General features: G+C 35.7%; 14 protein-coding genes and 2 pseudogenes. 14 read left to right on the plus strand and 2 right to left on the minus strand.

All coding sequences use genetic code 11. The features are described 5' to 3' along the window. The first annotated feature begins 82 nt into the window (after positions 1-82). From ACIROD_RS24395 to ACIROD_RS24425, 7 genes are all read left to right on the plus strand, one after another. A complete protein-coding gene (locus ACIROD_RS24395) occupies positions 83-2,191 on the plus strand; it encodes a BglG family transcription antiterminator (RefSeq protein ID WP_402945152.1) in 2,109 nt (702 codons plus the stop codon). Positions 2,192-2,278: 87 nt separating this feature from the next. Then, positions 2,279-2,587, plus strand: a complete 309-nt coding sequence (locus tag ACIROD_RS24400; RefSeq protein ID WP_098373543.1) for a PTS sugar transporter subunit IIB — start codon at positions 2,279-2,281, stop codon at positions 2,585-2,587. Positions 2,588-2,622: 35 nt separating this feature from the next. Continuing rightward, the gene (locus tag ACIROD_RS24405) at positions 2,623-3,912 is read left to right on the plus strand and encodes a PTS sugar transporter subunit IIC (protein ID WP_101225617.1); all 1,290 of its coding nucleotides are present in this window, start codon (positions 2,623-2,625) and stop codon (positions 3,910-3,912) included. Between the two features lie 30 nt (positions 3,913-3,942). Beyond that, a complete protein-coding gene (locus ACIROD_RS24410; protein WP_101225618.1) occupies positions 3,943-4,341 on the plus strand; it encodes a hypothetical protein in 399 nt (132 codons plus the stop codon). Between the two features lie 40 nt (positions 4,342-4,381). Next, positions 4,382-5,248, plus strand: coding sequence for a class II fructose-bisphosphate aldolase (locus ACIROD_RS24415; RefSeq protein ID WP_402945157.1), 867 nt, complete (start codon positions 4,382-4,384; stop codon positions 5,246-5,248). A gap of 110 nt (positions 5,249-5,358) precedes the next feature. Next, positions 5,359-5,997, plus strand: a complete 639-nt coding sequence (locus ACIROD_RS24420) for a P-loop nucleotide/nucleoside kinase family protein (RefSeq protein ID WP_402945160.1) — start codon at positions 5,359-5,361, stop codon at positions 5,995-5,997. Between the two features lie 231 nt (positions 5,998-6,228). Continuing rightward, the gene (locus ACIROD_RS24425) at positions 6,229-6,351 is read left to right on the plus strand and encodes an HPr family phosphocarrier protein (RefSeq protein ID WP_402945251.1); all 123 of its coding nucleotides are present in this window, start codon (positions 6,229-6,231) and stop codon (positions 6,349-6,351) included. Here the strand turns inward: ACIROD_RS24425 and ACIROD_RS24430 are convergent. Both ACIROD_RS24430 and ACIROD_RS24435 read right to left on the minus strand, forming a co-directional pair. Then, a pseudogene (locus ACIROD_RS24430) lies at positions 6,312-6,555 on the minus strand (transposase); the annotation flags it as partial. The gene ACIROD_RS24425 and the pseudogene ACIROD_RS24430 overlap by 40 nt on opposite strands. Positions 6,556-6,891: 336 nt before the next feature. Beyond that, positions 6,892-7,023, minus strand: a pseudogene (locus ACIROD_RS24435) (tyrosine-type recombinase/integrase); the annotation flags it as partial. A 362-nt stretch (positions 7,024-7,385) separates the two neighbouring features. On the opposite strand from ACIROD_RS24435, the gene ACIROD_RS24440 reads away from it, so the two are divergent. The 7 genes from ACIROD_RS24440 (at position 7,386) to ACIROD_RS24470 (ending at position 13,859) form a co-directional block, all read left to right on the plus strand. Beyond that, positions 7,386-7,964, plus strand: coding sequence for a hypothetical protein (locus ACIROD_RS24440; protein ID WP_402945163.1), 579 nt, complete (start codon positions 7,386-7,388; stop codon positions 7,962-7,964). 18 nt (positions 7,965-7,982) lie between these two features. Then, entirely contained in the window at positions 7,983-8,357 is a 375-nt protein-coding gene (locus ACIROD_RS24445; protein ID WP_289333668.1) for a DUF1878 family protein, read from the plus strand. Positions 8,358-8,806: 449 nt separating this feature from the next. Next, positions 8,807-10,147, plus strand: coding sequence for a sensor histidine kinase (locus tag ACIROD_RS24450; RefSeq protein WP_402945168.1), 1,341 nt, complete (start codon positions 8,807-8,809; stop codon positions 10,145-10,147). Beyond that, complete coding sequence (locus ACIROD_RS24455) at positions 10,144-10,779, plus strand: response regulator (protein ID WP_402945171.1); 636 nt, start codon at positions 10,144-10,146, stop codon at positions 10,777-10,779. The genes ACIROD_RS24450 and ACIROD_RS24455 overlap by 4 nt, the downstream gene beginning before the upstream one ends. A 550-nt stretch (positions 10,780-11,329) precedes the next feature. Further along, a complete protein-coding gene (locus ACIROD_RS24460; RefSeq protein WP_402945174.1) occupies positions 11,330-11,452 on the plus strand; it encodes a hypothetical protein in 123 nt (40 codons plus the stop codon). A 29-nt stretch (positions 11,453-11,481) separates the two neighbouring features. Beyond that, positions 11,482-12,813, plus strand: a complete 1,332-nt coding sequence (locus ACIROD_RS24465; protein ID WP_101225624.1) for a peptide MFS transporter — start codon at positions 11,482-11,484, stop codon at positions 12,811-12,813. Positions 12,814-13,151: 338 nt separating this feature from the next. Continuing rightward, positions 13,152-13,859 (plus strand): SH3 domain-containing protein, encoded by a 708-nt coding sequence (locus tag ACIROD_RS24470; RefSeq protein ID WP_101225625.1) that lies wholly within the window; start codon positions 13,152-13,154, stop codon positions 13,857-13,859. Positions 13,860-14,714 lie beyond the last annotated feature (855 nt).

The raw sequence follows: 14,714 nt of genomic DNA on the forward strand, positions 1-14,714 counted from the left end.
TTGCAGATTGAAGTTGCAAAAAGATGTACTAAACTATTTGAATATGTCCATTTATAATCAAATTATGAAAGGGGTTACTATCATGAAAGAACGGTCTCAACGAGTACTTACCAGATTTTTGAAAGTAAATACCTTTTTGACTTGTGAGGATTTAAGTAAAGAGTTCAATATTAGTGAGCGTACTTTTCGAAACGAATTGGTCCTGATTAATAAATATCTGTCTGAAAATAACTATCCATCCATTACGACGATAAGGGGAAAGGGGTTGAAGTTAGATCTGTCTGATGTGGACCGCGGAAAGCTCCAATTGAAAATTGGTGATGATAGGGAAACGGATTATTATAGGCCCAATGAACGTTTTCTTGCCTTACTTTTAGATATTGCCGATACCACAAAAAGGACAATGCTTTTTGAAATGGAAGAAAAACTGCAGGTATCGAAAAGTACATTGGATGAGGATATGAGAAGGCTTCGTCAGTTTTTAAAGGAATATGGCATTTCTGTAGTGAGTTTAACGAAGCAAGGGATTGTATTAAAAGGAGATGAACGATCAATACGCACTATGTTGTACGACGTAATTAATAGTGTTACGGATATTTCCAAACTATTAGGGTACCGAGATAGAGATACAGTGAATACCTTTGCAGATCAATTTGTCCTTGATTATTTGGATACAAGTGCATTGAGGGTCATTGGAGAACATTATGACGAAGTCTTTGAAAAGTCTAGAGTGGAGATTAATCATGTATATCGAAATCAAAGCATTCTATTTTTAGGTATATGGGTAAGGCGGTTGCAAGAGGGAAATAACCTTAGGGAATTAGCCAAAGTTAGAGCCGAGATAAAAGAAGATCCTGTCAGAAATTTTGTGGATTTCATCTGTATGGAGTTTGGTTTATATCCATCATTGAATGAAATAAAATATACTACCTTTACAATCGAATCTTTTAATCCAAAAGATATGAATAATTCATTCGATTGGGTTACCGCACAATTATTAGCTATTCAATTAATTGAGCATGTAGAAAAAGTAACCAGAATCCCCTTTTCTCAGAGAGAAGAAGATTTGTATGAAGGTTTGTATAAGCATATCACAGGGTTATTAAGCAGGGCGAAGAACGATTTACAGGTATTTAATCCGTTGAAAGAAACTATTAAGGAGTCCTTTGCCGAGATTTATCAGGCAGTCACATGCTTTGGTAAGCAAATAGAGGACTATATAAAAAAACCATTATCAGAAGATGAAATCGGGTTTTTGACCGTTTATTTCTCAACTTCTGCCAGCCAAATAAAACAGAAAGAACAATATGTTTATCAGGCTGTTGTGCTTTGTAATCATGGGATTTCAACTGGAAAGCTATTGGCTGCGAATTTGAAAGAGCAATTCAATATCGAGATAGTAGCAGTATTGAGTTCGTTTGAATTAGCCTTTATAGACAAGCTTGATGTTGATTTAGTTTTTACGACCATTTCAATTGATTATCCAAGAAAACCCGTATTATTGCTTAATCCAATATTAAGAGAAAGTGATAAGAAGGAAATTAAAGATTTTTTACTCAAAAATAAAAATAAGAGAAGGATCGTTTCCAATAAGTTAGATGCCACATTGCTAATGCAGGATATTCTTATGTTAATTGTAGAAAGCGGCGGTACGGTAACACAGGAAAGCTATCAGAAAGTAGAAGAGACTTTTAAAGAGCATCATTTAAAAATTAATACAAGGGAGATACAGCCGATGTTGCAGGATATTTTGAGGGATTCCAACATTCTACTAAAGCAAGAATGTAAAGACTGGAAAGAAGCGATTACGAAATCTGCCCAGATATTGTTAACAGAAGAGGTCATTGAAGAGCGATATATAAACGCCATGATTAAATCTGTTGAAGAGTATGGGCCTTATATAGTAGTAGGGAAGCATTTAGCGTTAGCACACGCAAGGCCAGAAGATGGAGTAAATAAATTAGGTATTAGTGTCATGACGTTAAAGGAACCGGTGAATTTCGGTAATCCGGATAATGATCCGGTGAAAATTGTTTTTTGTCTAGCCGCAGTGGATTCTTATTCGCATCTAAATGTGATGAAAAATCTGATTGAGTTAATTAATGATGAAGAGAAATTAGACCAGTTAATTACAGCACAAGATGTAACCATGTTTAATCAGGTGTTATATGGAAGTGAAGTAATGGAATGAGGAAAGCTGTGGTCATTACAATTGGTGTAGATGCAAGTAGGAGAAGATGAATTAAATAAAACAAAAAATGAAAGAGGAGAGTGTGACATGAAAAAAGTAAATATCTTATTTGTATGTGGAGCAGGTTTAGGAAGCAGTTTTGCTTGTCAAATGGCGGCAGAGGATGTATTAAGCAAGTTGGGTATTAATGCCAAGCTAGATCATAGTGATATCTCGTCTGCTGTTTCAGTAAAACCCGATATTATTATTACGGCACAGAATTTCAAATCCCAATTTGAGAAATTTTCAGTTGATCCAAAACAAACGACAATTGTTTATTTGAGAAATATTGTATCTAAACTAGAGATTGAAGAAAAAATCACCCCGGTATTAAGGGAAAAAGGCGTTTTAGCTTAAAAATAAATAGAGATAGCTAGAGATGGGGGGAGAAAATGGGTGTAGTCAACTTTATTATAGAGAATATTTTGACACAGGCATCAGTCACAATCGCGTTGATTGCTATGTTGGGGTTAATTTTGCAAAAGAAATCAACGGGGCAAGTTATTTCTGGTTCGTTAAAGACGATGTTAGGATTTATGGTATTGTCAGCCGGATCTAGCATTATAGTTGGTAGTTTAATATATTTCGGTAAAATTTTTGCAGAAGGTTTCCATATGCAAGGGATTATTCCTTCGATTGAAGCCATTAATGGCCAAGCAATGAATGAGTTAGGCTTGGGTCGTGATATCGCACTAACTTTCTTAGCTATCTTTGTTTTTAATATTTTAATTGCCCGGTTTACTAAATGGAAATACATCTTTTTAACTGGTCAGGCAATTCTTTGGATGGCTACTATGACAACAGTATTTGGTTACTTTGCAGGTCTACGTGGTGTTGCATTGATTTTAATAGGCGGTTTCATTGGGGGCGTCTTTGCGGTAGCGATGCCTGCGATTGCACAACCATTTGTTCGTAAGATTACTGGTATGGATGATATTGCATTAGGACACTTTTGTACGGTTGGGTATGTGTTTGAAGCAGGTGTAGCGAAACTAGTTGGGGGAAAAGGCGAAAAGAAAAAATCTGTTGAAGATTTGAAATTACCAGCTCAATTTGAATTCTTACAAGATACCTATCTATCTTTGATGGTGGTAATGACTCCTCTCTATATTATTACAGCAGCATTCGCAGGTAATGAGTTCGCTTCTGAATTATCAGAAAATACAAACTACTTAATGTTTGCTTTCTTACAATCTATCCAATTCGTAGTTGGAGTGTATGTATTACTAGCAGGGGTTCGCTTATTACTAGGTGAAATTGTTCCGGCATTTAGAGGGATTGCCATGCGGTTGGTTCCAAATGCAAAGCCTGCATTAGATTGTCCAGTCCTATTTCCATTTAGCCCTAATGCAGTCATTGTAGGGTTTATCACAACTACTATAGGTTCAATTATTGCGATGTTTGTATTACCAGTCTTTGGGTTGGCAATGATCTTACCAGGTATTTTGACAGCCTTCTTCGCGGGTGGGACTGCCGGTATCTTCGGTAACTTAACAGGTGGTATTCGCGGTGCAATTATTGGTGGTATTGTACATGGTTTCTTCATTACATTATTACCAGCACTGTTAGTAACGACTTTCAATTCTATGGGATTTGTCAATGCAACAGCTACAGATGTTGATACAGTAACAGCTGCTTTACTATATGCATGGCTCATTGGTCCACTTTTAAAAGCTTTCTAGGATGTTGAAAGAGAAAAGGAGGTTCAAGTAATGTTTGGATTTGGTAAGAAAAAAACTAAAGAACCGAAAAAAGAAACAACCGAAAAGGTAGTGTTAACAGTAGAACGAAAAGAAGAGTTAGTACGTATTATCTCCACTAAAAAAGAAGAAGTAAATCAAACAGTTGGAGAAGAACAAGCAAAAATTCATGAGGAGATTGGCCTAGCATTTAATGAACTTGGTGAAGAAAATAATGCTATAGATTCGTTAGAAAAAAGTATTCAGGCTAAAAAGTCATTAGGCGAAGGTTACAAAACTTTATTAAAACTTTATAACAAGAAGCGTGCAGAAGCAGCAAAAGTGAATGATGAAGAATTATTACAGATATATCTAAAGAAAATGGATCAAATGATGCAAGTTTCTAAAGAGGTTACGCGTGGTGTTCGATAAGGAAGAAAATAAAAGAAGTATAAAGGGAGAGTAATTGATTATGTATATAACACTAAAAGAAGTAACACTTAGGGCTGAAGAATTGAATTATACAGTTGGTTCATTTAATGCACATAATTTAGAGATGTTACCTGATATGATACGTGCAGCAAAAGAGCAAGGAGCACCAATTATTATTCAAACAAGTATAGATACTGCGAAATACATCGGTTATGAAAATTTTGTTGCTGTATGTAAAACTATGGCCACAAATGAAATGGTAGATGTGGTATTGCATTTAGACCATGCAAGGGATTTTGATGAAATTAAAGAGGCAATCAATAAAGGTTATACATCAGTGATGTTTGATGGTTCTCATTTACCATTCAAAGAGAACATTATGAAAACAAGAGCAGTAGTAGAATATGCACACAAATATGGTGTTTCAGTAGAGGGCGAACTAGGGACAATTGGTGGTACTGAAGAAGGGATTCATGTAGATGAAGATGATAAGGTTTATACTGACCCAAAAGATGCAGAAGAGTTTGTTAAAGCAACAGGGGTTGATGCTTTGGCCATTGCAATCGGTACTAATCATGGCCAATATAAATCTAAAACAGAAGTAAATCTACCGCTTTTAAAAGAAATCAATGCTGTAGTAGATATACCTTTAGTTATTCATGGAGGTACAGGTGTTAATGAAATGGATATTCATGAATTAATAAATAATGGGATTCGTAAATTTAATGTTGGTACTGAGTTGTTAGTAGCATGGACGAAAACAGCGAAAGAAACATTCGGAGAAACAAAAGTAACTAAATCATTACGACATAATATCATTCCATGTAATAAGGCAGTAAAAGAAATTGTCAAACATAAAATTGGAATCTTCATGAATAAAGAAGATCGTAAGCTTCAGGTAAAATAGTAAAAAAAGTTCATTGGGCATTTCGTAGGAGTTGGAGAAGATGGATAATAAAGAGAGTACGGGGTATTCCTAGTACTCTTTCTTTATTCGTTAGATTATGAGGTGGTTAGATGGATAAAGCCTTAATCTTATTAGCAGGTTTACCAGGAACAGGGAAAACCTACTTGAGTAATATCATCAATAGTAAATTAGGGTCATTTTATAATCTTTCTCAGGATGACTTGAAAGAATATTATTGTGATATATATGGTTATCGTAATTTAGAAGAAAAGCAGAAAATAGAAAAGATAGCATGGGCGAAGTACTATGAAATAATGGAACAGCAAATGCAAGTAGGCGACAATATTATGTCTGATTATCCTTTTAGTCAGAAACAAAAGCCTCATATTCAGCAATTAGTAGATAGATATGGTTATGAGGTCGTTACTATTCGGTTAATTGCAGATTTAGATATTTTGTTTGAACGGCAAAAAAAACGAGATTTGGATCCGACAAGGCATTTGAGTCATATCGTGACTTCCTATAAAAAAGGGGATCATATAGCTAATAGAAGTAATGCAGATAATTTATTGATCTATGAGGAATTTATAAATAGATGTACAACAAGAGGATATGACACGTTTGAATTAGGGAAATTATATGAAGTGGATGTATCAGATTATACAAAAGTGAATTATTCTAGGTTGTTGGAAGATATAGAACGGGGATACATTAAAAGGTACATTTCTGAAACTAGCAAAGAATTGTGAAATCCAAAACTTAGAGGCTTTTTTAATTACATTATATTATTCATCTCTAAGGGCTTGAAGGAATACGATTTTACTGTAGAGAATGTCGTGACAAAGTAAGAGAATTATTGAAGTTCTTCACTTATAAAATAAAAGAGTTTTTTTAAGACGGAGGAATAAAATGGTTGGGAAAATATATACAATTATTAGTGATTCTGGAATTCATGAAAACCTACGAACTTTTTAGTTAATATGGTTACGCCATTTTCTTCAGATGTGATACTTGAATATAAAGGAAGACAGGTAGATTTAAAATCAATTTTGGGTTTAATGTCAATCGTTTTACGCATGGAACGAATACCGAAGATATATTGAGTGAATGTCAGTTTAACTAAAATAACTGGATCAATACTGCGGCATCCTACCTCTGAATACATATCTTTCACTAAGTCGTAAATGAAAGTGAAGTCAATGGAAGCCTCAATTTCGAACCAATTGGTTCGCCGGCACCAGTTGATCTAAAGTAATTATTTCAAGTTGATCTTGCTGAATAGAATTAAGTTTCGAAAGTATCCTCATCACCTCAGGTTTTAATAGATCTATTTTAAAACAAAAAAGACTATAGGCAAAAGGAGTTCTATCTAAATTTTTACATAGTTGATTGGAACGGGTGTGCGAGACTCCTGCGGGAATAGCGAGTCCAAGGGAGGCCCCACAGGTGCAAGTGCGCCGAGGAAGCTCCCGGACCGCCCGCGGAAAGCGAGTGCCTGAAGTGGAAATCAACGTCCAAATTTGTACAAGCAACAAAACTGTAGATAAACTCGATGAAAATCGAGTTTGTCTACAGTCTGAGGCCTCCCACAATTTACTGTGGGAGGCCTTTTCTTTATATTTGAATTCTATATGACCTAATCGTTGTTGGATTTTATTAATTCCTACTACAGCTTCAATCAATAGTGAAGTGTAGGTATGCCTAAATAAGTGTGGAGTGATGTTCTTTTCCATTCCTGCTTTTTTCGGAAGCCGTTTAAGCTGGGTATCAACTATTCGGTGTTTCTATAACATGTTAACAGCATTTCATCAATCTTAATCGTACGTACAGAACCCTTTGTTTTTGGTATTAAAATTTAATGTTTCCCAATATGGTTATATAGTGTTTTTGTCACACGAATAGTGCCTGTTCTCGGTAAAACTGACCATTTTAAGGAAAATGATTCACCGATTCTTGAACCGGTATAAGGAATACATGATTTCTACCAGGGAAGCATCGCTGAAAAATAAGGGAATTATTAAATGTAAATTATATCGTTTCATTTTTGGAACGAGAGGATTTACTAAATATATTAGAATAAAGTAAGAAGTGAGGAAACACTTACCCTAATCCCATTGTTAAAAGGAGTTTGACCACAATGAAAATTATTAGAGTTAGAGATATTGGTGTTAAGAGAATTATAGTTCCAGCTGTTACAAGTATTTTTCTACTTTCAGCTTTTGCTCCATTTTCAAAAGCTTCTGCTTCTGAAATAAATGAATCAACAATTCGAACAAATACTGAAGTTGGTTCTATAATAGTAACCGAGCAAACCCCAATCAGCCTAGAAGAAATAGAAAGTGTCATTGCTTACCAATCAACTCCAACAAGTGTGTTAATGCAACAGGCCAACCCCGTCAATCCTTATGATGGTACTCAAATGTCATCTGAAATTATTCAACAATTAGAAATTGAGTCCAGAAAAAGGGGATTTAAAAAGACAGTTGTAGTGTATGCACTAAAGTATGGTGGTACAGCAATGAGCAAAATTGTTGGTAGCTTATCACCTGCCAATGGTAAGCTTTTGAAAAAACATGCTTTTGAAATTGGTGATGCATTAGACAGAATGTCTAATAAAATTGAAGCAAGATTAGTTGATTTCATGATACATGAATTAGGCTTTGCACCAAGTGCTGCTAGATCTATTGCTTGGGCAATTGCACTTTGGGTATTATAATAGTAGGAGTTGAATTTAATGGATGAGTTAATAGATGAATTTAAAAAGATGAAATATCATCAAAAGTTATTACTTACAATTGCTTTGGATAAAAATCCTGAACAATATACTTTTTTTCATTTCATTTTGAATAATGATTTGAGTGAAAAGGATTCAAAGGTAATTTTTGATATACTTCATGCTTTAGAAGATAAAAAGGAAGGTACTTACCAAAAGGGTAAATATGAAGCAGTCATTGCATCATTATTAGGAGATAATCCTTCAGTGTCCATGGATACCTTTGAAAAGGCATTGTTACATGTAAATATTGATGTGAACCCTATTTATCTAATTAAATCCTTGAGAAATCAATATTTTCAAGTTGATTTATGTAATTACCTCTTGGAACAATAAAGTATGATAATCTCAACAAGCATCAGTATATTATATTATTTCGGCAAACTAACAAAATATGCAAAAGCTAAAGAAAGAAAACCCCTTTTTCTATAGTTACACTGACCTGAAAAATGAGAAAAGTAAAAACACCTTTCGTTGAAAAGTAGATATTAAATATCAACCAATCAATGTGGCGGTGTTTTTTCTATGGAAAAAACAATGTAGTGTAGGTAAATAATTCCAGAATGATTTGACGTTATAATAATTAATTTTTTGTCTATAGGGTAGCTTTTCTCCATAGAGGGTGGCTCATCCACGGACCCATTTTTTTATAATTTTCACAATTACTATGAATTGCGTATAATGAGATTATGCAAGGGAATACATAAATTTAAAATAAATACGAAATGAAAGAATGGTTATCATTCTATTCTATAGGCAATTAGTCTATTAAAGGTGAAATGATTATGATATCTAGTCTTATGAAGTCTTGGACAATATGGATGAAAATCGGAGTGATTTTATTCGGGGTATTCTTACTATCGTGGTTGGGTCCTGACGAAATTGGTCTTACTGATTTGCTTATTTTATTAAGAGAAGGTGAAGAAACAGGAAATAAGTTAATGCTTGCCGTTTTTTTGTTAATTTCTTTAAATACAGTTTTAGCTTTGTTTCATTATATTGGTGCATTGCTGTTGGGAGACGAAATCGGTGATCGTTTAAACCGTCCATGGTTAAAAATTATCATTCCTCTTATTGTTATTCCTCTCGACTATATCGTGATAAATGCTTATTATTCTTTAACATACTCATTTAGCGCATATGCATTGTTATTGTTGTTAGCCATCTTATTATTGCAAGCCTTTGAAAAGGATAGGCTAAAGCCAATTATTAAAACGATTATTTGTTCCCAATTAATCTTTGGGATTGAATGGCTGAATGAGATTCCTTCTTTATCTAAATATGGATTTGGCCAAGGGTCGATTTCAAAGGAATTAAAAGATATAGCGGTTCAAATTGGATTTGAGCAATCATTAACATTGTACAGTTTAACTTTGTGTTTAATTTTTGTTATTAATGCTGTTATTTTAGCTGTGTATTTTTCATTAGCTGAACAAAAGTGGCGGATAAAGCAAGAGCTTCATTATGCGCAGTTGGAAGCAATGCAGTCAAGATCAGGACGAGAAGCACTATATCTGGTCCATGATTTAAAAACACCTCTCACAGCAATTGAGGGGCTAAATTCTTTAATTAGTTTGAAAGTGGACGATTCTAAAATTAAAGAATATTGTCAAAAGGTTTCATCATCGATTCATTCCGTTAGCGACATGATTTCCGAGATTTTATATGATGATAAAAAACATTGGTGCCGTATAAAAGATTTAGTTGAATACGTCGAAGCAAGCAGACTGAGCGGGACAAATCTTAATCTGAAGGTAGAGTTTCAAACAGATCCTGAAATTAAAATTTTAATTAATAAAATCCGAATGACGAGGGCATTAGTGAATTTAATTGACAATGCTTACGATGCAGTGAATGGAATAGAGGATGGCAAGATTTTGCTTAAGGTGAAAACCTATGAAAATGAACTTTGGTTGGGCGTATCAGATAATGGGAAAGGGATTTCACCTAAAGAGCAGCTGAAAATATGGAAAGCTGGGTTTAGTACGAAATCGCATCCAGGGATGGGGTTAGCTTTCGTACGACAAGTTGCTGAAGGACATGGTGCATCTTTAGAAATTGACAGCAAGCTTGGGCACGGGACAATAATTTGGATTAAACTAGCTGAGAGGAGTGTGTCAAGATGAACATTTTAGTCATTGATGATGATGCATCAATTCAATATATGCTAAGAGAAATTTGTGAATTTGCCGGCTGGAATGTAGATACGGCTAACAACGGAAAAGAAGGGTTAAATGTGTTTGCAGAAAAAGGAGCAGATGTTGTTTTAGTTGATTATCATATGCCGGAAATGGACGGAATAAAAACAGTGGGTGAGCTTCGTAAACTTAATGCTGATGTTCCGATTCTTGTATTAACAGTCGATGAACGACAGGAAATTGCTGATCGCTTTCTTGAAGCAGGCGCAACGGATTTTGCGTTAAAGCCTGTAAAAGCGCCTGATTTGATTTCAAGAATTCAACTGCATGCTCGCCTTGCAAAATTAACTCAATCAGCTCCGCAGCAAAAGCCCAGTGAAGAAAAGGATGTATTTGTAACAAAGGGAATTAGTAAGAAAACACTTTGTCACGTTAGTGGTTTTCTGAATTCTAATCGTGAACCTTTTTCTGTTGATACAATTTCTAAAGAAGTTGGTTTGGCTTATCCGACCGTCTATCGCTATATTATGCATTTACTTGATGAAGGAAAAGTGGAAACTATTGTGAGTTATCAAAAAATAGGAAGACCGAAAAATTTATATCAATGGATTGTTGAGTAAAAAACTGCCTTAATACAAGGCAGTTTGAGTTTGTAAACAAAAGGGGTTCATCTGAATTTTTAAACAAAGTTGATTGGAACGGAAGGTACGAGACTCCTGCGGGAAAAGCGGGACCCCACAGGCGCCAAGAGCGCCGAGGAGGCTCTCGGAGCGCCCGCGGAAAGCGAGTGCCTGGAGAGAAATCAACGTTCATATTTTAAACTTCCTCAAAAATAATGTAGGCAATCTTAATTAAAATCGAGTTTGTCAACAGTCTGAAACTGCCTTAAAACAAGGCAGTTTTTTTTATTATAATGGGGGTCTCCGTTGCTGCACAGGCCGCTAATGCAGTAGGACTTTTTTTCTTTTTTTTCTGTATTTTTATATTTTCTGATAATATAAAATTATTTTACAACACTAAATATTCTTTGAAATTTAAATGTCTTCATTGAATGTCTTCGAGTAAAATGAATGAATTTTATTAGTTAATGTTCATGTAGATTTTGCTATCTGATTTCTTTTGCACCAGAGTCAAGTTTAGAAATGTAAACGCTTACTGATGGTGGGGTGGATGGCATGCGTCGGCATCATCGTATTAGGCGTAGGTGGAACGTGGAACGAAATCAATAATTTATATATTAAAATAAAAACCATGCAATTATTTTGTGAAAGTAACGATTGGTGGATGGTTTAATATTTAACCATATTTAGGGGGACTTTATTATGCAAGCACTTTTAAAAGATGATGTTCAGCAGCCAAACCAGTCCAGGAAAAAGCATCCTCCAGGACTGTATATGCTGTTCGCGACTGAGGCATGGGAGCGCTTCAGCTATTACGGAATGAGAGCAATTCTTGTTCTTTACTTAACAGCAACTGTTGTAAATGGCGGGCTTGGGGTCGACAAATCTACGGCTATGGGCATATACGGATTCTTTACTGGTGCCGTTTATATTACGCCAATGATTGGCGGATACTTGACTGACCGTTTCATAGGCAGAAGATTGGCAATCACGATTGGCGGTATTTTAATGGCGCTTGGTAACTTTTCACTATTCTCAAGTCAGAGTTTGACAGCGCTTTACATTGGTCTTGGTTTATTGATTATCGGTAATGGTTTCTTCAAGCCAAACATCTCGACAATTGTTGGTGATCTTTATGAAGACAACGATCCGCGTCGTGATGGAGCTTTCACCATCTTCTATATGGGTATTAATGTTGGGGCTTTCTTCGCACCATTAGTAGTTGGCCTGATGAGCTATAAATATGGGTTCTTGACAGCAGCAATTGGCATGATTGTAGGGCAGTTAGTTTTCAACTTATTAGGAAATCGCTATTTAGGCGATATCGGTAAAGAACCTACTGGCAAACCGGAAGTTACAGCTGGTCAAAAGTCAGCTGCACCGTTAACGAAAAGAGAACAAAAACGTACAGCGGCTATCGTTATTTTGGCAGTATTCGTTATTGCGTTCTGGGCCGCTTTCGAGCAGGCAGGAAGTTCATTGACATTGTATGCTAATGACCAAATTGATCGGAATGTATTTGGTTTTGAGGTTCCAACTGCCTGGTTCCAATCATTGAACCCATTATTCATCGTGATTTTAGCGCCAATTATGTCTGCATTATGGTACAAGCTTGGCAGCTCAAAACGAGGTGACTTAAAAACCCCAACGAAGATGGCTCTTGGTTTAGTCACTGTTGGTTTAGGTTTCTTGGTACTGCTTCCTGCTGTTATGTATACAGGAAATGATACAGCGCTGAAAGTAAACATCCTGTTCATGATTGTAACGTATTTCCTTCATACATTAGCCGAATTAATGATTTCACCAGTTGGTTTATCAATGGTAAGTAAAATTGCTCCAATCAAGCTTGCCTCTCTTCTAATGGGAGTATGGCTGGCAAGCTCCGCGGTAGCTAATATGGTAGCCGGACAATTAGCTGCATATACGCAGTCTTTAGGTTACCTGGAAATCTTCAGTGTAATTGGTTTTGTAACAATTGGCTTAGGTATTGTTTTATTGCTTCTTTCGAAGCCAGTAGCAAAGCTGATGAAATAATGAAAAAATGAGCTGACCCAAAAGGCATATAATGTGCCATTTGGGTCGAGCTTTTTTTAGTGTGAAAAAATAATAGAATCGGTCCAAACTGGTGTAAAGGAACGATTCTCTGAAGTTTTATTTCTTTTTGCTTAATCTTATTGTGTTTCAGCATTTTCACGAGTCTTTCATCAATTTGAATGGTATGGAATGCTAATGTAAGTAAACAAATCAGAAGAAAGGAAAAGGAAATCTTATCGCTATCCCTAACGACTTCTGGATAGGCTATACTTATCTAGACAGAAAATTTAAGGTCAGGTAGACTACAGATACAACTAGTTATAGAAAAGAGGTCCGATATGCGACGCGATATACAACTGAATGAACGAGCTTTCTCTTCCAAGGAAGTGGCAGAAGAAGTGGGGATTGCAACTCCCACTGTTCGAAAATATGGTCAAATCTTAGAGCGGAATGGATATGAGTTTTTGAAAGATGGAGATCGACGTATCTTTGTTAAATCTGACATCGGAGCGCTTATAGCGCTACGCGATACGGACAAGCCCCTAGACGATACAGCTAAAGACCTTGTATATCAACAAAAAGAAAGATTAGAAGGATCCAATGAAACACAGATAGCGATACCCGATACATATGAAAATTCACCCCACGACCCCAATCAATTAAACGAGGTCTTAATGTTTTTAGTCAATGAACTGGCAGCCACACGTGAAATGAATGTCCAACTGACAAACGATATGTCACAGCTTAAAACAAAGGTTTCCCGGCTCCAGCAAGATCATCATGTTATAAGTTCTAGTATTGGAAATTCAGCGCAAAGAACTAATTCTAAAATTGAACAATTAACAGAACAACAAAATACCCATTACGAAACATTGCTGGAACAAGAAAAACAAAAAAGTGAACTCTTACAAAAAGAAATACAAAATATGCGGGACGAACAGAAAAAGGAATGGAGTTCACAAAATGAATTTAATAAACGTTTAGAAGAGACTATACAAAAACGTTCCGAAAAATGGCGGGCGCTTTTCTCCATATTCAGAAAATAAGGTGACTGTTAAGGTTTTTTGCCTAGCTGTGTATTGATTTGTTATTGATGATGAAACATTTAATAAATATTTTTTAAATAAATAATGATGGATAAAAGCATAGAGATGCGAATCCTAAAAATTCATAGTGTCATATATGATTCGCGTAGCTGAAAAATAGAATTAAGAAAGAATCTTTCAACTTTACAGGATTTGGCACCTGTTATGTAAATGCTCGGCGATACCAATGTAGCGGACGTTCTACCAAAGGCTCAATTGAAATTCATTGGGGATTTGTTTAAGCGATATGCATCTAAAACAAAATACACCTTGCATTCAAAAACAGGAGTCATCCTTACTAGAGGTGCTCCAGACAGGGATAGATCGGCTTTTTTTGTGTGTTTCGTATCGCTGGGCGATATAACTTGCAAATAAATTCGAACCTTTAGGTTTAATAGAAAAGCGGCGTTTGATATGCAAACATGATATACATCCGAATGAACGAGTATTCTTTTCTAAGGAAGTGGAAGAAGAAGAGGGGATGCACACCCACTGTTCAAAAGTATGGTCAAAACTTAGAACGAAACGGATATGAGGTTTTAAGATGGTGGTTGCCTATCTTTATTCAATCTGACATTGAAGCGCACATAGCGTTACGCGATACGGACAAGTCCTAGAGGGTACAGCTAAAGGCCTGTGTATCTACAAAAAGATAGATTAGAAGGAACCAATGAAACAGAGATAGCGATACCCGATATATATGACAACTTAACCCATAATTCCAAACAAATAAATGAGATTTACCAATGAACTCGCAGCTACGCTTGAAATGAACGTCCACTGACAAACGATATGTCACAGCTTAAACCAACGGTT

The sequence above is a fragment of the Peribacillus sp. NPDC101481 genome (assembly GCF_044767165.1).
Classification (GTDB): Bacteria; Bacillota; Bacilli; order Bacillales; family DSM-1321; genus Peribacillus.